This window comes from Amycolatopsis nalaikhensis (assembly GCF_030264295.1).
GTDB lineage: Bacteria > Actinomycetota > Actinomycetes > Mycobacteriales > Pseudonocardiaceae > Amycolatopsis > Amycolatopsis nalaikhensis.
Map to the genome: position 1 here is coordinate 7,268,038 of NZ_CP127173.1, position 21,042 is coordinate 7,289,079.

Below are 21,042 nucleotides of genomic sequence, written 5' to 3' on the forward strand. Positions count from 1 at the left end.
GAGCGACGCCCACAAGGATGTCCGCTCGCCTGACTCCGGAACCCCGTGTCTTCTTGTGTCGAAAAGATTTTCGCGTCTGTCGAATTGAAACGATTCACTGTCGAATCACGGAGCTGCTGTGCGCCACAGATCCCGCCGTCCGCTCGTCCTCGCCGCCCTGACTCCGCTCCTCGTCGCGGGCCTCGCCGCGCCCGCCGCCGCGGAAGCCGGAAACCCCTTCCTCGCCGCCGACGGCCTCCGCGCCAACCACCTCGACCGGCCGCTGGGGATCGACGACACCACCCCGGAACTGAGCTGGCGGACCGCGCGGGACCAGACCGCGTACGAAGTCGAAGCCGCCACGTCGGAAGCGGGGCTCGACCGCCCCGACCTCTGGGACACCGGCCGCGTCGCCGGCACCTCGACCGAACTCGACTACGCCGGCCGCGCCCTCGGCAGCCGCCAGCGCGTCTACTGGCGGGTCCGCGTCTGGTCCGGTCACACGCCCTCGGCGTGGAGCGCGCCCACCTGGTTCGAGACCGGGCTGACCCAGCCTGCCGACTGGTCCGCGGGCTGGGTCACCAACAGCGACTGGCAGCTCGACGGCAAGCCCGCGCCGGGCGTCGTCGTCCCCCTGTCGACGCAGACCGCGCGGTACGTGAAGCTCGACGTCACCAAGCTCGGCCTCCCCCTGGCCGAACAGCCCATCGACAGCCAGAACCGCATGGTCACCACCGGCGCCACGCGCCGCTTCCCCGACCTGACTTACCGGCTGCAGCTGGCCGAGCTGCAGGTGCGCGACTCGGCGAACTCGGGCGTGAACTTCGCCGACGGCCGCCAGAAGTACGTCACCGCCTCGGAAACCCAGACCGTGCGCAAGGAGTGGGAGCCCGGCCTGGTCGCCGACGGCCTGACCACGTCCAACCCCGAAGACGCCGGGAACGCCGGGTACCAGAGCGCCGCGCACACCAGCGCCGACGCCGACGTCTGGCTCACGATCGACCTCGGCGCCACGCGCACCTTCGACCAGGTCGTGCTCTACCCGCGCACCGACACCCTCACCGCCGACGGAAAGACCGCGAACTTCCCGGTCGACTACACCGTGCAGACCGCCACGGACCCGGCCGGGCCGTTCACCGTGGCCAAGACCGTCACCGGCCAGCCGACGCCCGCCACCTGGCTGCCGCCCGCGCTGCCGGTGTTCGCGAAGGACTTCTCCGTGCGCGGCCGCGTCGCCAGCGCCCGGCTGTACGTCAGCGGGCTCGGCGTCTACGTGGCCAGCCTGAACGGCGCCCGCGTCGGCGACGCCGTGCTCGAGCCCGGCGACAGCGACTACGCCGAGCGCGTCACCTACGCCGCTTACGACGTCACGAACCAGGTCCGGGGCGGGGCGAACACGATCGGCCTCGCGGTCGGCAACGGCACCGCGGACGCGCTGCACACCTCGGGCCGCTACCGGAAGTTCGCCCGCACGGCGAGCGACCCGCGAGTCGTCGCGCAGCTGGAGTTAACGCTAACAGACGGGACCGTGCAGCGGATCGCCACCGACGCGAGCTGGCGGACCACGCTCGGCGCCACCACCGTGTCGCAGTGGTATGGCGGCGAAGACTACGACGCCCGCCGTGAGATCCCCGGCTGGGACCGGCCGGGCACCGACCGCGCGAACTGGTCACCGGTCGTGCCGGTGACGAGCACGGCGAAGCTCACCGCGCGGCAGAGTGAGCCCGTCCGCGTGGTGGAACAGCTGCCCGGCAAGGAGATTTCGCGTCCGGCGCCCGGCGTGCGCGTCTACGACGTCGGCCGGAACATCGCCGGACTGCCGCAGGTGTCGCTCACCGCCCCGGCCGGGACCGCGATCCGCGTCTACCCGGCCGAAGCCCTGCGCGACGGGCACGTCGACCAGTCCATCAGCAACGTCGGCACGCCGATCTGGGACAGCTTCACGAGCAAGGGCGGCACCCGGACCTGGCACCCCGACTTCAGCTACCACGGCTTCCGCTACCTCGAAGTCGTCGGCGTCCCGGAGGACGCGCGGCTGGCGGTCACCGGCCTGCGTGTCATGGCGGACAACGACTCCGCCGGCGACTTCGACTCCTCCGACGCGACCCTCGACGGCATCCACCGGCTCACCCGCGCCGCCGTCGAGAACAACATGCAGAGCATCCTCACCGACTGCCCGAGCCGCGAGAAGCTCGGCTGGCTCGAGCAGGACCACCTCGCCTTCGACGCCATCGCCCGCAACTACGACGTCGAGGCCTACCTCGGCAAGATCGTCCAGGACATGGCCGACGGGCAGGAGGCGAGCGGCCTGGTGCCCAGCACCGTGCCGGACCACGTGACGCTGTCGGGGTCCTACCGCGACGACCCGAACTGGGGCGGCGCCCTCGTCCAGGTCCCGCTCAAGGCGTACCAGGCCTACGGCGACAAGAAACTCCTCGCCCGGTACTTCCCGGCGATGCAGCGCTACCTCGCCTACCTGCGGGGCCGGCCGGCCCGCTGGGTCGACGGCGTCTACGACTACGGCCTCGGCGACTGGATCACCACCGAGTCCCCGGCGATGCCGCGGGCGATCGTCGGCTCGTTCGGCGTCTGGGCCGTCGCGGACGGCCTCGCGAGGGTGGCCGCGGCACTCGGCCAGGACGGCTCGGCCTACCGCGCCCAAGCCGACGCGCTCGCCAAAGCCGTCTGGGCGAAGTACTACAACGCCACGACCGGCCTCTTCGGCGGCGGCGGTCAGGGCGCCACGGCTCTCGCCCTCGACATGGGTGCCGTGCCGGCCGACCTGCGGGCCGCGCAGACCCAGCACCTGGTCGCCACGATCGAGGCCGCGGGCTGGCACCTGGTGATGGGGGAGATCTCCTTCCCGTCGGTGCTGCGGGTGCTCTCGACCGCGGGCCGCGACGACGTCGTCTACCGCATCGCCACCCAGACGACGAGTCCCAGCCTGGGCCACCAGGTGCAGGCCGGGCTGACCGCGCTCGGCGAGACCTGGGACGGCGGCAGCGGCCAGTCGCAGGACCACTTCATGCTCGGCGCGCTGGACGGCTGGCTCACCACGCGGCTGACCGGCATCGGGCAGGCACCCGGCTCGGTGGGCTTCCGCGACCTGGTGATCGACCCGGCGGTCGTCGGTGACCTGACGTCGGCGTCCGGCAGTTACGAGACCCCGCAGGGCCGGGTCAGCACGGCGTGGACGAAGTCCGACGGCGAATACCGGCTGACCGTCACCGTGCCGCCCGGCAGCACCGCCGAAGTCCACCTGCCGCAGGGCGACGCCGTCCACGTCGGCTCCGGCACCCACACCTTCCGGCAACCCGTTCCGCGCGGCTGAAGGGAAACCCATGCGCAGGACACTGACGTCCCTCGTGCTCGCGGCGGTGACGGCCCTCGGGCTGGTCACCGCGGCGACCCCGGCCACGGCCGAGCACGACCCCGGCTTCGACCCGGCCGCCTTCGCGAACCCGCCGAAGGACAGCCTCCCCGCCATCTACTGGTACTGGAACAACACGATCACCGCCGACACCACCGACCGGCAGATGGCCGAGATGCGCGCGAAAGGCGTGTACGAGGCGGTGATCTTCCCGCTCGGCGGCGACGAGATGAAGCCGGTCTTCCTCTCCGAGGACTGGTTCACCCTCGTCGGGCACGTGCTGCGCGAGGCGCAGCGCACCGGCATGAAGATGTGGCTGTTCAACGACAACAACTTCCCGAGCGGCCGCGGCGCGAACTACGTCGTCAACGGCGGGACGCTCGGCGACCGGACCATCCCCGCGCGGCCGGACCTGCGGCTGAAGGGCCTGCTGCGCTCGACGCGGATCGTCACCGGGCCCTCGACGCTGAAGCTCGCCGAGACCTCGGGGCTCAGCGTGGACACCGGCAAACTGGTCGTCGACCCGGCCACCGCGCCGGGCGCCGCCCCGCTCACGCCCGGCGCGGCCTGGACCGACTACACGGTGAGCGGCAAGGTCACGCTGAACACCGGCGGCGTCCAGCTGGCCGTGCGCTCGGACGGCACCCACGGCTACCTCGTCGACGTGGACCCGAAGGGCGCGGCGAGTGTGTACAAAGTGGACGGTCCGAACCGGACGCGGCTGACCACGGGCGTCAACACGCCCGGCTTCACCCCGTCCCACGTGCAGACGGTGAGCGTCACGGTCGCCGGGAACACGATCACCCCGAAGATCAACAACACCGTGCAGCCCGCGGCCACCGACACCAGCTTCCCGGCCGGCGCGGCCGCCGTGTCGGCCGAAGGCACGCAACGGTCGCTGTGGGACGACCTGACCGTCACCGCGCCCGGCGGCGCCAAGCTGTGGTCCTCGACCTTCGACGACGCCACCGCGCTCGCCGACTTCCCGCAGAACCGGGTGAACCTCGCCGGGGTCACGGCGGCGGCCGCGCGGCCGGTGGGCACGACCGCCGCGGTCGAGCTGACCGGCGACACCTGGCAGGTGCCCGCGGGCCGCTGGCAGGTCGACGTCTACGCGCAGGTCCTCCTGCGCGACGACTCCAGCGGGTACGTCCGCGGCTACCTCGACCTGCTCGACCCGAACGCGACGGACGCGTTCCTGAGCATCGCGCCCGAGGAGTACGCGCGCCGCTTCCCGTGGGCGATGGGCACGGTCGTGCCCGGCTTCTGGGACGACGAACCGTTCCTCGCCTCCGCGCAGCCGCACCCGTTCAAGCGCCTGCCCTCCTCGCCCGGTCTCGCCGACGCCGTCCGCACGGCCGGCGGCACCCCTGGCATCGCCTACACGGCGGCGGCGGACGGCCTCGACGCCGTCGCGGACCGGGCCGCCGGCTCGTACTGGCGGGCCGTGAACAACCTCTTCGCCACGAGCTACTACCAGCGCGAAGCCGACTGGATGGGCAAGCACGGCCTGAAGCTGATCACCAACCCGCTGCTCGACGAGCAGAGCCCGCAGCAGCGGATGAACTCGACCGGCGACCTGGCCAAGGACAACCAGTGGGCGCAGGTCCCGGGCAGCGACATGATCACCACCGACTACACGGCCGGTGAACAGACGACGCTGGGACGCAACGCCGCTTCGGCCGCGCATCAGAGCGGCGCGCCGCGGACGTTGATGGAGACGTTCGGCAACGCGGGCTGGCAGGTGGCCCCGGACTACATGCACGCGACCGTCGGCGCGCTGGCCACCCGCGGCGTCAACCTCACGTTCCTGCACGCGATGTACACCGACGAGACGTCCGTGACGTTCGCGCCGCCGTTCGGGCCGCGCAGCACGTTCTGGGAGGACATGCCCGACGTCGACGCCTGGATCGGCCGCGTCATGGAGCTGGGCCGCGGCACGAACCTCGCCCGGACCGCGCTGGTCCAGCCACAGCGCGCCGCCGAGCAGACCCGGAGGGCCGACTCCGGGCACCAGCTCGACAAGGACTTCTCGGCCACGGCGTACGCGCTCGAACGCGGGCAGGTGGACTTCGACCTGCTGAGCGACTCGTCGCTCTCGGGCGACCCGGTCGCCCGCTTCCAGGCGGTCCCGCGAGCCGGGAGCCTCCAGGTCGGCCAGGCGGGCTACCGGCTCGCGGTGCTGCCGCGCACGCCGGTGCTCGACCTCGCGACCGCGCACACGCTGGCGGCGTTCGTGGCGACCGGCGGGCACGTCGTCGCCGTCGGCCCGCTGCCCACGCGGGAAGCGGCCGGCCGCGACGCCGACCTGGTGCGGGAAGCTCGGGAACCTCTTCGGGGACGCGGGTGCGTCGTGGGCCCGCCGCGGAGCCGGTGCGGTCGCGCTCGTCACCGACGTCGACGCCATCGCGGGTCTGGCGCAGAACGCCGGGTTCGGCGCGGCCCGGCTGCGGCCAGCCGCCGACGCCGTGCGGGTGCAGCGCACCGGGCGGGGCGCGGACACCGCGTTCCTGCTCAACAACGAGAGCGACGCCGTGGTGACCACCACCGCGACGTTCCCGGTCGGCGGCACGCCCGAGATCTGGAACCCGCGCACCGGCACGGCGAAGGTCGCGACGGCGTACTCGAGCGGGCACGGCACGACCGGCGTCCCGGTCACGCTCCAGCCGTACGAGACCCTCGGCGTGGTGTTCCGGCACGGCGTCCGCGACACCGCGCACCTGACTGACGGCACCCTGCCCGCCGACGCGGTTTCCCTTGACCGCCAGGGAATGCGGGCCGCGGTGACCGCGACGGCACCCGGCACGTACACCCTCACCGGGCTGGCCGACGGACGCACCTACCGCGGCACGATGAACGTCACCGACCCGCTGACGCCGATCGCGCTCGACGGGCCGTGGACGGTCCGGCTGGAGCAGGACGGCGCTGTCGCCACCGAACGCCCGCTCGGCTCGTGGACCACCTTCGCGCCGACGTTCTCCGGCAGCGCCGTCTACACCACGACGGTCACCCTCACGGCGGCCGACTTGGCCCGGCGCAAGCTGATCCTGGACCTGGGGGAGGTGCACGACCTCGCCACGGCGACGGTGAACGGCGCCGAACTGCCCGCCGCGCTCTGGCACCCGTACACAGTGGACGCCACCACGGCCCTGCGTCCCGGGGTCAACACGATCAGCGTCCGCGTCACCAACACCCTGGCCAACTCGCGCAACAAGATCCTGGCGTCGGGCCTCGTCGGCCCGGTCGCGCTGCGCCCGCGGGCCGCCCTCACCGCCCGGCTGGAGGCCACCCGATGACAGTCAGCAGACGCACGGTGCTCACGATCGGCGCCGCCCTCGGCGTCGGTGCCACCCTCTCCTGGGTACCGCCCGCCCTCGCCGCGCCCGGCAGGCCGTTCGCGCGGCAGTTCGCCAAGCCCGACGCGTCGACCGCCGCGAAGTTCCGCTGGTGGTGGCCGCACGGCCTGGTCGACCGCGGCGAGATCGCCCGTGAGGTGGACCAGATCGCCGACGCCGGGTTCGGCGGTGTCGAGATCCAGGACGTCCACCACAGCGTCCGGACGGTCATGGACCCCGAGCACCACGGCTGGGGCACCCCGGCGTGGCTGGCGGCGGTGGAGACGGCGCTGCGCCGGGCGAAGGCGCGCGGCCTGACCGTCGACCTCGCGATGGGCCCGTGCTGGCCCACCGCGGTCCCGACCATCACGCCCGACGACGTCGCGGCGAGCAAGGAGCTGGCCCACGGCGTCGTCACGGTCGACGGGACCTACACCGGCCCGCCGCCGCCCGCGCTGGTGCCTGCCGAGGACGGCGTCGGCAAGCAGGACCTGCTCGCGGTCCAGGCCGCGAAGGTGGTCGGGTCGCCGACCGCCGCCACGGTGACGCTCGACCCGGCGTCGGTGCGGTCCGTGGATGTCCACAACGGACAGATCAGCTGGACCGCGCCGGAGGGCACGTGGGTGCTGCTCGCGTACTGGCTCCGCGGCTCGGCGCAGCAACCGGAGGCGGGGCCGCACACCGCGCCGCTCGCGTACGTCGTCGACCACTTCAGCGCGGCGGGCACGAAGGTCGTGCTCGACGAGTGGAACTCGACGATCCTGACGCCCGCCATCCGGCGGTTGCTCAAGGACGTCGGCGGCGACCTGTTCGAGGACTCCCTGGAGATCGAGACCGACGCGACGATCTGGACGCCGGACTTCGTCGCCGAGTTCCGGCGGCGGGCGGGCTACGACCTGCTGCCGTACCTGCCGGTGATCGTCCAGCGCAAGGGCAAGTACCTGTACGCCTTCGACACGGACACGACCAACCACGTCCGCGACGACTACAACCAGGTGCTTTCCGATCTGTACCACGAGAACCACCTGATCCCGGTGCGCGACTTCGCGCACAGCCTCGGCATGACGATTCGCGTGCAGCCCTACGGCCTGCCGACCGACGCCATCCGCAGCGCCGCGCTGCTGGACGTGCCGGAGAGCGAGTCGCTGGGGTTCAAGAACCTCGACGACTACCGCGTGCTCGCCTCCGGCCGGGACATGGGCGGGCGGCAGCTGCTCTCGTGCGAGTCGGCGGCGTACGCGAACGGCGCCTACAACACCACCTGGGACAAGGTGCTGCAGACGATGGGCAGCGTCTTCGCGGGCGGCGTCAACCAGGCCGTGCTGCACGGGTTCGCGTACGCCATGGCACCGGGCGCCGAGTGGCCCGGGTTCGCCGCCTTCTCGCCGTACAACGGCACCGGCATCGGGTACGCCGAGGCGTGGGGCCCGCGCCAGCCGACGTGGGAGCACGTGCCGGACATCGCCGGCTGGTTCGCCCGCACGCAGCTGGTGCTGCGCACCGGGAAACCGCAGGTCGACCTCGCGTTCTTCCGGCAGAAGGGCTGGACGTCCACCGGCATCGGCGCGCCGTGGGCGACCAACGACGGCATCCCGATCGGCTGGACCCACGGCTTCCTCAGCGAAGGCGTGCTGGACCTGCCGAGCGCCGTCGTCCGCGGCGGGCGGCTGGCGCCCGATGGGCCCGCGTACAAGGCGATGATCCTCGGCGGCGACCAGTTCCACGGCAGCGAGCACACGCTGTCGGTGCCCGCGGCCCGGCGGCTCCTCGACTTCGCCCGCGCCGGCCTGCCGACGATCGTCGTCGGCACCTGGACCGACGTCCACGCCGAAGGCATCGCGCAGCCGGGGGAGAACGACCAGCTCAAGTCGCTGCTCTCGGACCTGCTCGCGCAGCGGACGGTCCGCGTGGTCGCCGACGCCACCGGCATCCCGGCCGCGCTCGCCGACCTGGGCGTCACGCGGGACGTCGAGCACGCCACGTCCACCGTGATGAGCGTGCACCGCGTCGACGGCGACACCGACTACTACTACCTCTGCAACGCCCGGCACGCCGAGAACCGCAAGATCACCGCCGTCACCCAGGACGTGTGGCTGACCGCGCAGGCTCGCGACGCGCGGCCGTTCCTGCTGAACGCCTGGACCGGCGAGACCGAGCGGCTCGGCGTGTTCACCCGCGTCGGCGACAAGGTCCGGGTTTCGGTTTCGCTGAACCCGGGTCAGTCGGTGCTCGTCGCGCTCGCGCGCGGTGACCGCGGCCCGCAGGCGGTGGCCACGGACGCGCCCGAGGTGCGGTACCTCGACGGCAAGCTCGTGGTCCGGGCGTCGGCCGCGGGCACGTACTCGACGACCCTGGCGGACGGCCGCGTCGCGCGGACCACCGTCGCGGCCGCGCCCGCGCCGATCGCACTGTCCACTTGGGACCTCGAAGTGGCGGACTGGCAGCCGGGCGCGACCCCGACGGAGACGATCAAGCCGACGCGGCGGTTCTCCCTGACCTCGCTCGCGGCCTGGCCGTCGATCCTGGGGCTGGAGGACGTCTCGGGCGTCGGCCGCTACCGGACGACCGTCGACCTCGGCCGGTGGGACCACGGGCTCGGCGCCTACCTCGACCTCGGGGAGGTGTTCGACACCTACCGCGTGCGGGTGAACGGCACCGCGCTGCCCCCGGCCGACGTGCTCGACACCGTCGTCGACGTCGGGCCGTGGCTGCGGTCCGGGCGCAACAGCATCGAGGTGGAGGTCGCCACCACGCTGAACAACCGGCTCCGGGTGAGCCGTCCCGCCGTGTTCGCGATCGCGGCGCGGCAGGCCTACGGGCTGGTCGGGCCGGTGCGCCTGCTGCCCTACCGGCAGGAGGAGGTCCGATGAACTTCACCCGGCGCAGTGCGCTCGGCCTCGGCGCGGCTCTCGGTCTGGCGGCCGTCGCGCCCTGGAGCGCCTCAGCCGCTTCGGCCGCCCCGGACGCGCCGATGCGGCCCGTCGCGCTCGGCGGCGTCCGGCTGCTGGAGAGCCGCTACCTGGCGAACATGCGGCGGACGGTGGCGTACCTGAAGTTCGTCGACCTCGACCGGCTGCTCCACACGTTCCGGCTGACCGCCGGGCGGCCGACGTCGGCCGAGCCGTGCGGCGGCTGGGAGGCCCCGAACATCCAGCTGCGCGGGCACACCACCGGGCACCTGCTTTCCGGCCTGGCCCTGGCCGCGGCGAACACCGGCGACGCCGAGCTGGCCGCGAAGAGCACGCGCCTGGTGGCCGCGCTGGCCGAGTGCCAGGCGCCGTCCGGTTACCTCTCGGCCTTCCCGGAGCAGGCGTTCGCCGACCTCGAAGCCGGGAAGTCCGTCTGGGCGCCGTACTACACGATCCACAAGATCCTCGCCGGGCTGCTGGACCAGCACCGGCTGCTCGGCACCGCGGGCGCCCTCGACGTCGCCCGCGGCATCGCCCGGTGGATCGACACGCGCACGGCGCCGCTGTCGCGCGAGGCCATGCAGAAGGTGCTCCACACCGAGTTCGGCGGGATGAACGAGGCGCTGGCGAACCTGTTCGCGATCACGCGCGACCCGCTGCACCTGGAGCTGGCCCGGCGCTTCGACCACGACGAGATCTTCACGCCGCTGGCCGCGCGCCAGGACACCCTGGCCGGGCGGCACGCCAACACCGACATCGCGAAAATCGTCGGCGCGGCAGCCGAGTACGACGTCACGGGCGAGGAGCGCTACCGCACGATCGCGACCTACTTCTGGGACCAGGTCGTGCACCACCACAGCTACGTCATCGGCGGCAACGCCAACGCGGAGTTCTTCGGCCCGCCGGACCAGATCGTCAGCCAGCTCGGCGAGAACACCTGCGAGAACTGCAACAGCTACAACATGCTCAAGCTCGGGCGGCTGCTGTACCTGCAGGACCCGAGCCGCAGCGAGTACCTCGACCACTACGAGTGGACGCTGCTCAACCAGCTGCTGGGCGAGCAGGACCCGGACTCGCCGCACGGGTTCGTCACCTACTACACCGGGCTGGTGCCGGGTGCCCAGCGCCAGGGAAAGCAGGGCGTGACGTCGGACCCGGGCTCGTACAGCAGCGACTACGGCAACTTCACCTGCGACCACGGCACGGGCCTCGAGACGCACGTGAAGTACGCGGAGAACATCTACTCCACCGCGGGCGACACGTTGTCCGTCAACCTGTTCATCCCGTCCGCGGTGGACTTCCACGGCGCCTCGGTGCGGCTGGAGACGGAGTACCCGTACGACGAAACGGTGCGGCTGCGCATCGACGGGTCCGCCATCTTCGCCGTGCGCGTCCGGATCCCGTCGTGGGTCTCGAACCCCCGGCTGACGGTGAACGGCACGGCGGTGGCCGCGTCCCCGGGCCGGTTCGCGACGATCCGGCGCCAGTGGCGGCGGGGCGACGTCGTCGAGCTGCGCCTGCCGATGACGCCGCGCTGGCTGCCCGCGCCGGACAACCCGGCCGTGCGGGCGTTGACGTACGGGCCGCTGGTGCTGGCGGCCCGGCACGGGTCGTCGGTCCCGCCGGTGATCCCGACGGTGGACCCGCGCACGCTGCGGCGGGAGCCGGGGCGGGCGGAGTTCAGCGTCCAGGCCGGGGCCGAGCGCCTGCGGCTGAGCCCGTTCCTCGACGTGCACCACGAGCACTACAGCGTCTACTTCGCGACGCCGCCGGAGGAACAGGCGCCGAAGACGGTGGCGGTCTACCCGCTGGGCGCGGACCTGGCTGAGTCGACGCACCGCTGGCCCGACGCCGTGCTTGTCGGCGGGGCGGTCCCGGGTGCGCGGGGCATCGAGCTGGACGGCGCGGGCGGCCACGTGCGGCTGGCACCGGGGCTCCCGGCGAACCTGACCGAGCTGACGGTGTCGATGTGGGTGCGCCCGGACGTGATCGTCAACTCGACGCGGGTGTTCGACCTGGGCTTCAACCCGCAGTCGTACCTGTTCCTGACCCCGCGCACGGGTCTCGGCGTGGCCCGCTGCGCGATGAAGCTGAGCGGCATGGAGGGCGAGGACTACGTGGACGCGGCGGTCGCCCTCCCGGCGGGGGAGTGGACGCACGTGGCCGTGACGGCGGGGAACGGGCTGCGGCTGTACTTCGGCGGGGCGCTGACCGGGATGAACCCGGCACCGCTGATGAGCCCGCTGCTGCTCGGCGCGACCCAGCTGAACTACCTCGGGCGGTCGCAGAACCCCAAGCACCCGTACCTGAAGGGCGCGGTCGCGGACTTCCGGTTGTACGGCCGCACACTGGGCGAGGAGGAGATCCGAGCGTTGGCGGCGGGCTGGGCGGGCTGAAGGGGACGTTCAGTGCATGTGATGCGATGAACGTCCCCTTCAGCGCATGTGATGCGGTGAAAGTCCCCTTCAGCCGTAGCCGCTCCTCGCCGTCCGCGCATGTCCTGTCGTGCGGTGATGCCGCCGCCTGGGAGATGAGGGCCCGACGGCCCGCTCCCTAGCATCGCTGGGACGACAGCGTGTTCACGGGCGGCGAGGGGCGGTTCTGCGGTGGTCAACGTCGCGGTGGTCAACTACGGGCGGCTCAACGACTACGCGGCCATGCTGCCGGAGCTCACCGGCGGCCTGCACGTCTTCAGCCACCACGAGCTGGAGCGGACGTCGGGCTTCGCGCACTACGAGTACGTGCCGGACTGCGAGTTCGTGCCCTACGCCGAGCTCCGCCTGCGCGAGCTCGCCCGCGACCGGGTCTTCGACCACGTCATCACCGACAACGAGTACGACCTCGAGCGCGTGGCCCGGCTCCGCACCCACCTCGGCGTGCCCGGCCAGTCGCCGGAGAGCGCACTGTCCTTCCGCGACAAGGTCGTCATGAAGGAGGTGGCGGGCAAGCGCGTCCGCACGCCGCGGTTCGCCGGGCTCGGCACCTTCGCCGACCTGCTCGCCTTCATCGACGACGTCGGCTACCCGGTCGTGGTGAAACCCCGGAAGCAGGGCGGTTCCCGGGACATCACCGTGCTGCGCGACCGGGACGACCTGACCGCGTTCAGCAGGCGGCACTGGCGCGACGACCTGATGGCCGAGGAGTTCGTCGACGGCGAGGTCCACCACGTCGACGCCGTGCTCGCCGACGGCTACCGGTTCGTGGCCTGCTCGCGGTACCTGCGCAGCTGCCTCGGCGTGCTGTCGGGGGAGAACAACGGCTCCCTGCAGCTGCACCCGGACGACCCGGTCGCGGTCGAGCTGACCGCGTTCCTCGACGACTGCCTCGCCGCGTTCGGCACGCCCGCCGTGTCCGCCTACCACCTCGAGGTCTTCCGCACCGCGGACGGTGAGCTGCTGCTGTGCGAGATCGCGTCCCGGGTCGGCGGCGCCCGGATCCCCGCGCTCACCCGCGCCACCTACGGCCTCGACCCGCTGACCGTGTGGCTGCGCCTGTCCACCGGGCTGCCGGTGGAGGACGCGCCGTCCGGTCCGCCCGCCGAGCTGCACGGCGCCGTCGCGATCGTCCCGCCCGGCCACGCGGTGCGGGCCCCCGAACGACCGCCGTTCCCGTGGATCACCGCCTACGAGGTCAACACCGCCCTCGCCGACGGCGCGGTCGCCCAGAACAGCACCTCGCACCTCTGCTGGGCGATGGTCGAGGGCCGGACCACCGCCGAGGTCGAGATCCGGCTGCGGGAAACCGAAGCGTGGCTGGTGGCGAACACCGCGGACGTGCCGTGACGGCGTGGCGCGAGACGTCCCCGGACGGGCGGGCCCTGCTGGTCACGGTGCTGCTGACCGGGCTCACCACGTTCATGTTCCTGCCGCTGCTGGCGATCGAAGCTCACCGGCCGCGGCGTGGCGGCGGGCCAGGCGGGGTTCCTGGTCGGGCTGCTGGCCTTCTCCAGCCAGGCTTTCTCGCTGCTGACCGGCTTCCTGGTCGACCGCCTCGGCACGCGAGCGGTGCTGGGCGCCGGGTTCGCGCTGCGGATCGCCGGGTACGTCCTGCTCGGCCTCGGCGGGCACTTCGCGTCGCTGGTCGCCGGGGTGGTGGGGATCGGCGTCGGCGGCTCCCTGCTCGGCTTGGCGATCAAGACGCGGCTGGTCTCGGAGGACGGGGTCGGGCCGCGCGCGATGCTGGCGCTGCGCTCGACGTTCGTCAACATCGGCGTGGTCGCCGGGCCCGCGCTCGGGGCGGCGGTCTACCCGCTCGGGTTCCGGTACATCCTCGGCGCCTGCGTCCTGTCCCACCTGGCGCTCGGCGTCCGGCTGCTCCTGCGCGCGGGCCGACCGGCCGCGCGGCCGCGCCCGGTCACCGAGGCGGCCGAGCCGCCGGACGGCCGGTGGGGCCGGGCGCACTGGCTCACGCTGCTCGTGCTCGGGGTGGCCTACTGGGCGATCTACAGCCAGCTCAACGTCGTCGTGCCGATCGCGGCACTGGCGATGACCGGCAGCACGGCGGCGATCGCGGTCGTCTTCACCGTCAACGGCGTCCTCGTCGTGCTGTGCCAGTACGCGCTGCTGCGCCACGTCTTCGCCCGGGCCGCGAACCGCACCCTGCTCGCGCTCGGCTTCCTGTTCTTCGCCTGCGCCTACGCGGTTCTGCTGGCCCACGCCGGCTGGTATTCGCTGCTGGTCTTCGCCCTGCCGGTCACCCTCGCCGAGATGCTCATCGGGCCGAGCCTCGACGAGCAGGCGATCCGGGCGAAGCTCCGTGCGCCGCACCGGGATCGCGCTGGGGACGATGAGCGCGGCCGGTGCCGTCGGCAGCCTCGCCGGGGCCAGTCTCGGCGGTTACCTCGTGCAGCTGCTCAGCGGCAACGGCGTCTGGCTCGTGCTGATCAGCGTGTCCGCGGCCGCCGCCGTCGCCAGCCTCCTCCTGCCGAAAGCGCGGGTCCGCCATGCCTGAAACGGCCGTCCTGCTCAGCCCGCGCGCCCTGGTCCTCGACGCCGCGCGCCGCCTCGGGGTGACGCCGGTCGTCATCGAGAACGGACCGTGGACGACCGACCCCGCCGTCCTGGTGGCCCGCCTGCGCGAGCTGGACCTCACCGGGCCGGTCTCCTGCTTCGGGTTCGGCGAGGTCGGCTCCTCCGTGGCGGCGGTGGTGAACGAGCGGCTGGGCTGGCCCGGCACGCCACCGGGAGCGCTGGAAACGTTCCGGGACAAGGCAAAGCTGCGCGCCGCGGTCGGCGACCTGGCCGGGGTGCCGGTCGCGCACGCGGTCTGCGACACCCTCGGCGAAGTCCGGCGGGCCGTCGCGCGGATCGGGTACCCGTGCGTCGTCAAGCCGGTCGACGGCACCGGCAGCGCGGGCGTGACCCGGCTGGACGGCCCGGCCGACCTCGCCGCGCTCACCGCGATCGACCGGCCCCAGCTCGTCGAGGAGTTCCTGCACGGCACCGAATACAGCGTCGAGGCGATGAGCTCGCCGCGCGGCCACCGGATCCTCGCCGTCACGGAGAAGGCGACGACCGGCGCGCCGCACTTCGTCGAGACCGGGCACACCCTGCCGGTGGACCTCGGCGCGGGCCCGGCGGCCGCGATCGCGGACCTCGTCGCCGCGACCCTCGACGCCGCCGGGTACCGCTACGGCGTCTCGCACACCGAGGTGATGCTGACCGCGGCCGGGCCCCGGCTGATCGAGTCGCACGGCCGCCCCGGCGGCGACCGGATCAGCGACATGCTCGCCCTCGCGCTCGGCGAGGACGTCTTCGAGCAGACCATGGCGGTCGTCCTCGGCCTGCCGGTGCCGACGGCCCCGACTCGGCAGCGCGTCGCCGGGATCCGCTACGTCACGTTCCCCGCCGACGCGCCCGTGCCCGACGTCGACCTCGCCGCCGTCACGGCGTCGCCCGGGGTCGTCGAAGCCCAGCTGGCCGCCGTGCCCGGCCGCCGCCCGCCCGCGGTCCGCCAGTCCCGCGACCGGCACGGGTTCGTGGTCGCCGTCGGCGACACCCGCGCCGATCTCGAAACCCACCTCACCCGCGCCGTCGCGGCGTTCACCCGCGGGTCGTGAACCCGCCGCCCGAAAGGACCCCGCCCGTGCCGTACAAGATCCTCGTCCTGGTGTCCGAGGTCGCGAAGTTCCGGCTGGACAACCACTCCATCATCCCGAGCGCGCTGCACCGCGAGGGGCACGACGTCCACATCGGTGACATCGACACCCTCTCGATCCACGACTCGGTCGTCGTCTGCGACCGGGTCCGGCTGTCGGAGGAGTACCTGACCGGGCACGACTTCCCGGCGCTGTCCGAGACCTACGCCTCGGCCGAGGACTTCGACCTGGTGTGGGTGCTCGCGGGCACCAACCCCGAGGTGCAGGCCGACAACTTCCAGCTGCTCTGGGTGCTCAACCAGCGGGTGCCGTTCGTCAACGAGGCCGCCGCGCTGTTCTACCTCAACTCCAAGACGACGCTCGGGTCCGTGGTGCCGCACGAGCACCTGCCCGCGTCCTACGTGTCCAACGACTTCGACTTCCTCACCGGACTGGTCGAGTCGGACGCCGAGCGCACCTGGGTGCTCAAGCCGACCAACGAGGGCTGCGGCGCCGATGTCTACTTCCTGTCGAAGAACGAGCGCAACCGGGCGGCGCTGCTGCAGTCGGCCACCGGCAACGCCGTGCCGCGGTACGAGATGTACAGCCGCGAGATCATCGGGCTGGCCAAGCGGTACGCGGCCGTGCAGGAGTACATCCCCAACGTCCGCGAGAACGAGAAGCGCGTGATCATCGCGGGCGACGTCCCGGTGTGCGGGTTCCGGCGGTTCCACTTCGAGCACGACGACCGCGCCAACGTCACCCTCGGCACCAAGTTCGAGGGCCTGACGCTGACCCCCGAGGAAGACGCCTTCGTGCGACGGCTCGGCAAGCGGCTGATGGCGCACGGCATCTTCTACTCGGGCATCGACCTGGCGTACCCGTACGTGATGGAGCTGAACCTGGTCAACCCGGGCGGGCTGAACTACTCGTTCCGCGCCACCGGCGTCGACCAGTCGTCCGAGGCGGTCAACACCGTGCTCGAGGCGTTGCGCGCCCAGGGGCGCCTGGGTTCGGCCGAAGCCGCCTGAACAGCCTGAACGGCCGCCCGGTGAGCGGGCCGGGCGGCCGTCCCGGTCACGCGGCCCGGGGAACCTGGCGCCACTCGGGCAGGTCGTCGTGCACTTCGAACGGCCGCCGCGCCCAGTCCATCGTGGACCACGGCCCGGTCAGGTCGTCGAGTGAACCGATCTCCACCGGCCGGTAGCCGGGGTCGGGCGCGTCGGCGGCCTCCACGGGGTAGACGACCTCGACGTAGCGGTGGCCGGGGTCGGCGGCGAGGAAGACGATCGGGCCGCCACCCGGCTCGGTCTCGCGCACGTGCCTCGCCACCTGCCACCCGGCGCCGCCGGAGAGCCCGGCGAAGACGCCGGTGGTCGCCAGCAGGTGCCGGCAGCCCGCCGCCGCGACGTCGAAGTCCAGCCAGTGCACGGTGTCGTAGACCCGGTAGTCGATGTTCGCGAACCGGATCCCGCTGCCGATGCCGGCGATGATGAACGAGTCCATCGGCGCCGACTCCGCCCCGAACGACCGGCTGCCGAACGGCTGGATCCCGGCCACCCGCACGTCCGGGGACGCCTCCCGCAGGTACCGGCCCATCCCGCTGGTGGACGCCCCGGTGCCGACCCCGCCGACGAGGGTCAGCCCGTCGGTGCCCAGCTCTTCGACGACGGTCCGCGCCACCCCGCGATAGCCGAGGTAGTGGACGTCGTCGTGGTACTGCTGCATCCAGTACGCGTCCGGGTTGGCCCGCAGGTACTTGTGCACCAGCCGGACGCGGATCTCCTGGTCGTGCTTGAGGCTGGCCGACGAGGGCACCTGCTGGAAGGTGGCCCCGAGGTAGGTCAGCTGGGTCCGGATCCCGACGTCGACCGAGATCGACGCGAAGATGTGGCACTTGAGCCCGAACTCGCGGCAGACCAGCGCCAGCGCGTGCCCGTAGATGCCGCTGGAGCTGTCCACCAGTGTCTGGCCCGGCCGGATGACCCCGCGGTCGAGCAGGTCCTGCACGGCCGCGCGGACCGAAGCCACCTTCATGACCTCGAACCGCAGGACGTAGATCCCCTCCCCGAGATCGATGAGGTCGGGATCCGCGAGCTTCTCCGAAAAAGACCGGTACACGTGCAGCCCTTCCGTTGTCTCCCCTGAATGCCGCACCAGCGTAGGGTGTGAAACGCACGTCGTGTTTCTTCCGCATTTTCGAAGTTGTTCTCCGGAATTGCGGCCCATGCGTTCCGCACGGCCGAGGGGGTGAAGATCCACCGGCCCTGAAACACGGGCAGGGCCGGAGGCGACACTCCTCGGTGAACGAAATCCGCGACCCGGCCGGGACGATCAGCGAGCTCATCGAGGAGTCCGGGCGGACGCCGGGGCGGCGCGTGGCCGAGTTCGCCGTCACGGCGTCGGCCGTCCAGGGGGAGCGGCACGCCTCGGGCGGCAGTGCGACGAACCGGGTCACCCGGTCGACCGCGCTGTGGGTGCTCTTGGCCGACGAGGACATCGGGCCCGTGCTGCGGCGAAGCGGCGTGGATCCCCAGAAGTTCGGTGCTCTTCTCGGCGTTTCGGGGGTGCCGCGCGGCAGGCCCGTCATGGAGGTGATCACCGACGAGGATCTCGGTCTGGCGTTGCGCGCCCACCTGGGGACGCTGCCGCGCGAGCAGCGGGTCGTCGAGCTCGTCGACATCGCGATCGCGATCGTGCGCTCGGCTCGGTCGGGCGCCGGATTGCCCCGGCGGCTGCGGGAAATGCGCGTTTCGGTCGACGAGACCCTGAACAACCTGCACGATTTCGCCGACGCGAGCCGTCGCCGGGCTCGGTTGGTGCCGCTGTCGAGCAGCATGCGGGCCGTGGCGGAGAGCCTGAGCGGGCCGCTGAACGCGTTCGACATCGTCCGGGCCATCGCGGAGCGACACCCGGAGTACGCCGGCGGGCGGCTGGGCTCGGTGCGCTCGCTCCAGCGACGCGGCCGGCATCGCACCTGGGAGGACTGGTACGAATCCGTCTCCGCCTGGTTCGATGCTGAAACTGTTGCGAAGAGCCGCCACGAGATGCTCAACGGGCGGCTCTTCCTGCTCGGTTTGGGCCTCACGGCCCCCGAAGTCCTGGCCGCGCTCAAAGCCGAAGGAGCCTGGGCACCGCTGGCCACGGAGATCGACGAGGCCGTCGCCACGCCGGGGTCGCGCCTGGCGTCGGTGCTCGACGGCATCCGGTTCGCCCCCGGCTACCGCAACGACGGCACGCGCGGGGCCGACCAGCTGGACGTCCAGGGCTACGTCAACGCGCTGTGCGAGGTGGTCACCGACCCGGCCGTCACGCCGCCGCTGTCGATCGGGCTCTTCGGGAAGTGGGGCACCGGCAAGAGCTTCTTCATGGAGAAGATGCGGGAGCGCATCGCCGAGCGCGTCCCGGAGTCCGGTGACGACGAGTTCAGCGTGGTGCAGATCCGGTTCAACGCCTGGCACTACGCCGACACGAGTCTCTGGGCGAGCCTGGCGATCGAGATCTTCGAACGGCTCGCCGACCCGGAGCCGGTGGACCCCGGCCAGCGGCTCCAGTGGCAGCGCGGCCGCGGCGACCGCCACCGCAAAGAACGCGAAGCGCTGCTGTCCGAGCTGGAGACCTACCGCGACGCCAAGTCCACGTTGGACGCCGACCTGAAACGGCTGGAGGCCGAGCGGAAGCAGCTCGTCGGGCGCCGCAAGCAGGCCGGGGAAAAACGGCGGGACGACATCGAGAACGCGCCGCTCACGGACGTCGCCGTCGAACTCGCGAAGCGCCCCGAAGTGCGGGAAGAACTGAAGAAGATCTCCGGGGAGCTGGGGTTCGAACCGGCGGTCGACGAGCTGACCGGGCTGGCCAAGGACCTCCGCACCACCGCGGGCTACCTCCCGGCGGTCTGGCGCGGGATCCGGCACAAGTCCTGGCTCGGCACGCTCGCGGCGGCGTTCGCCGTGCTGGCCGTCGTGACCGTCGCGCTCGCCACCCGCGGCGGCCCGGCCTGGCTGCTTTCCCTGGCGGGGTCGGGTGGTTCGCTCGTCGTGGCCGCCCGCATGGCGGCTCCCGCGGCCCGCCGGGTGAACACCGCGCTGGGGCACCTCCAGACGGCGATCGGGATCGCCTCGGAAGTCCGTGAGGAGCTGCGCACGCGCCGGAGCCGCGAAGAGCGCGCTCTGGACCTGAAACTGGCGGACACCGAGCACGTGATCGCCGAGAAGACGCAGGCGATCACCGCGCTCGACGAGAAGATCGCCGCCACCCGGGCCGCCGCCGAGACGCTCACCGTCGGCCGGAAGCTGTACGAGTTCCTCAACGACCGGGCGTCGGGTTACCAGAAGCACCAAGGGGTGGTCGGCGGGCTGCACCGCGACTTCCGCTTCCTCGACGCCCTGCTGCGCAGCCGCGAACGGAGCGCCGAGGCCGGGGTGCGGCCCGTCTCCCGCGTCGTGCTCTACATCGACGACCTCGACCGGTGCCCGCCGTCGAAGGTCCTCGAGGTGCTGGAAGCCGTCCACCTGCTGCTCGCGCTGGAGCTGTTCGTGGTCGTGGTCGGCGTGGACCCGCGCTGGCTGAGCAGCAGCCTGTGGCACCAGTACCGCGACCTCGCCGCGGACGGCGACCCGCGGGCCGACGCCTACCTGCGCGGCATGCCGATCGAGTACCTGGAGAAGATCTTCCAGATCCCGTTCACCCTGCCCGCCATGAAACCGGCGGCCTTCGCCCGGCTGATCGGCAGCGTCGCGGACGTCTCGGAGCCGATCACGCCGGTGCCGGTGCGCCCCGCGGCGACCGCCGCCGTGGAAGAACCCGCGTCCGAGGACGAACGCGTGCCGGTCGCCGCCGGGCTGGACCTGGAGCCGGGCTCCGCGGCGGCCGGGGGCGCGGGGGAGCGGATCGGTCTCACCAAGCCCGAGGTCGAGTTCGCCCAGGGGCTCGGCGCGCTGGTCAACAGCCCTCGTGCGGCCAAGCGGCTGATGAACACCTACCGCCTGATCCGCTCGACCCGGCACGTCGGCCCGCGCTCCCGCTTCCTCGGCGGCGATGGGCGGCCCGGCGAGTTCCAGGCCGTGCTGACCCTGCTCGCGGCCGTCGCCGGGTACCCGATGCTGGCGAACTTCCTGTTGCCCGCCCTGCAGCAGGCGGCCGACGTCCGGAGCTGGGCGGAGTTCGTCCGGCGGCTGGCCCCGGCCACGGCCGGGGAGGAGCCCGGTGAGCTGTTCCCCACCGGGCTCCTCGCGGGGTCACCCGAGTTCGCGGAGTGGACGCGGTTGCACGGCGCCCTCGAGGCGAGCCGTCAGCGGGGGATGCTCGACGACCTCGAGAGCTACCGGCGCTGGGGCCCGGTGATCGCGCGGTTCGGGTTCACCTTCTGACGCG

At 72.3% G+C, this 21,042-nt stretch carries 11 protein-coding genes; 10 read left to right on the forward strand and 1 reads right to left on the reverse strand.

Annotated features, from left to right (window positions below):
• The first annotated feature begins 118 nt into the window (after positions 1-118).
• The 9 genes from QP939_RS35605 (at position 119) to QP939_RS35640 (ending at position 16,700) form a co-directional block, all read left to right on the forward strand.
• Positions 119-3,310 (forward strand): family 78 glycoside hydrolase catalytic domain, encoded by a 3,192-nt coding sequence (locus tag QP939_RS35605; RefSeq protein ID WP_285450737.1) that lies wholly within the window; start codon positions 119-121, stop codon positions 3,308-3,310.
• A gap of 10 nt (positions 3,311-3,320) precedes the next feature.
• Positions 3,321-6,077 (forward strand): glycosyl hydrolase family 2 protein, encoded by a 2,757-nt coding sequence (locus QP939_RS35610; protein WP_285450738.1) that lies wholly within the window; start codon positions 3,321-3,323, stop codon positions 6,075-6,077.
• 124 nt (positions 6,078-6,201) lie between these two features.
• On the forward strand, positions 6,202-6,645 hold the full coding sequence (locus QP939_RS51980) for a glycosylhydrolase-like jelly roll fold domain-containing protein (protein WP_352252801.1): 444 nt from the start codon (positions 6,202-6,204) through the stop codon (positions 6,643-6,645).
• The gene (locus QP939_RS35615) at positions 6,642-9,554 is read left to right on the forward strand and encodes a glycosyl hydrolase (protein WP_285450739.1); all 2,913 of its coding nucleotides are present in this window, start codon (positions 6,642-6,644) and stop codon (positions 9,552-9,554) included. The genes QP939_RS51980 and QP939_RS35615 overlap by 4 nt, the downstream gene beginning before the upstream one ends.
• Positions 9,551-11,989 (forward strand): beta-L-arabinofuranosidase domain-containing protein, encoded by a 2,439-nt coding sequence (locus QP939_RS35620; protein ID WP_285450740.1) that lies wholly within the window; start codon positions 9,551-9,553, stop codon positions 11,987-11,989. Before QP939_RS35615 ends, QP939_RS35620 begins: the two co-directional genes overlap by 4 nt.
• Positions 11,990-12,199: 210 nt before the next feature.
• Positions 12,200-13,375, forward strand: a complete 1,176-nt coding sequence (locus QP939_RS35625) for an ATP-grasp domain-containing protein (protein ID WP_285450741.1) — start codon at positions 12,200-12,202, stop codon at positions 13,373-13,375.
• 117 nt (positions 13,376-13,492) lie between these two features.
• Entirely contained in the window at positions 13,493-14,605 is a 1,113-nt protein-coding gene (locus QP939_RS35630; RefSeq protein WP_285450742.1) for an MFS transporter, read from the forward strand.
• On the forward strand, positions 14,536-15,651 hold the full coding sequence (locus QP939_RS35635) for an ATP-grasp domain-containing protein (RefSeq protein ID WP_285450743.1): 1,116 nt from the start codon (positions 14,536-14,538) through the stop codon (positions 15,649-15,651). Before QP939_RS35630 ends, QP939_RS35635 begins: the two co-directional genes overlap by 70 nt.
• A gap of 26 nt (positions 15,652-15,677) precedes the next feature.
• Positions 15,678-16,700 carry an ATP-grasp domain-containing protein gene (locus QP939_RS35640; protein WP_285450745.1) on the forward strand — a complete coding sequence of 341 codons (1,023 nt, stop codon included), beginning with the start codon at positions 15,678-15,680 and terminating at the stop codon, positions 16,698-16,700.
• A gap of 46 nt (positions 16,701-16,746) precedes the next feature.
• Here QP939_RS35640 and QP939_RS35645 read toward each other — a convergent pair whose 3' ends face one another.
• Entirely contained in the window at positions 16,747-17,826 is a 1,080-nt protein-coding gene (locus QP939_RS35645) for a pyridoxal-phosphate dependent enzyme (RefSeq protein ID WP_285450746.1), read from the reverse strand.
• 146 nt (positions 17,827-17,972) lie between these two features.
• Here QP939_RS35645 and QP939_RS35650 point away from each other — a divergent pair, with 146 nt between their 5' ends.
• Positions 17,973-21,038: a P-loop NTPase fold protein gene (locus QP939_RS35650; RefSeq protein ID WP_285450747.1), complete on the forward strand. Its 3,066-nt coding sequence runs from the start codon at positions 17,973-17,975 to the stop codon at positions 21,036-21,038.
• The last annotated feature ends 4 nt before the right edge of the window (positions 21,039-21,042 follow it).

Bases quoted from the DNA above. Each gene is read 5' to 3' on its own strand.
- QP939_RS35610 (WP_285450738.1), top strand. From the start codon at position 3,321: ATGCGCAGGACACTGACGTCCCTCGTGCTCGCGGCGGTGACGGCCCTC.
- QP939_RS51980 (WP_352252801.1), top strand. From the start codon at position 6,202: ATGAACGTCACCGACCCGCTGACGCCGATCGCGCTCGACGGGCCGTGG.
- QP939_RS35615 (WP_285450739.1), top strand. From the start codon at position 6,642: ATGACAGTCAGCAGACGCACGGTGCTCACGATCGGCGCCGCCCTCGGC.
- QP939_RS35620 (WP_285450740.1), top strand. From the start codon at position 9,551: ATGAACTTCACCCGGCGCAGTGCGCTCGGCCTCGGCGCGGCTCTCGGT.
- QP939_RS35635 (WP_285450743.1), top strand. From the start codon at position 14,536: ATGCCTGAAACGGCCGTCCTGCTCAGCCCGCGCGCCCTGGTCCTCGAC.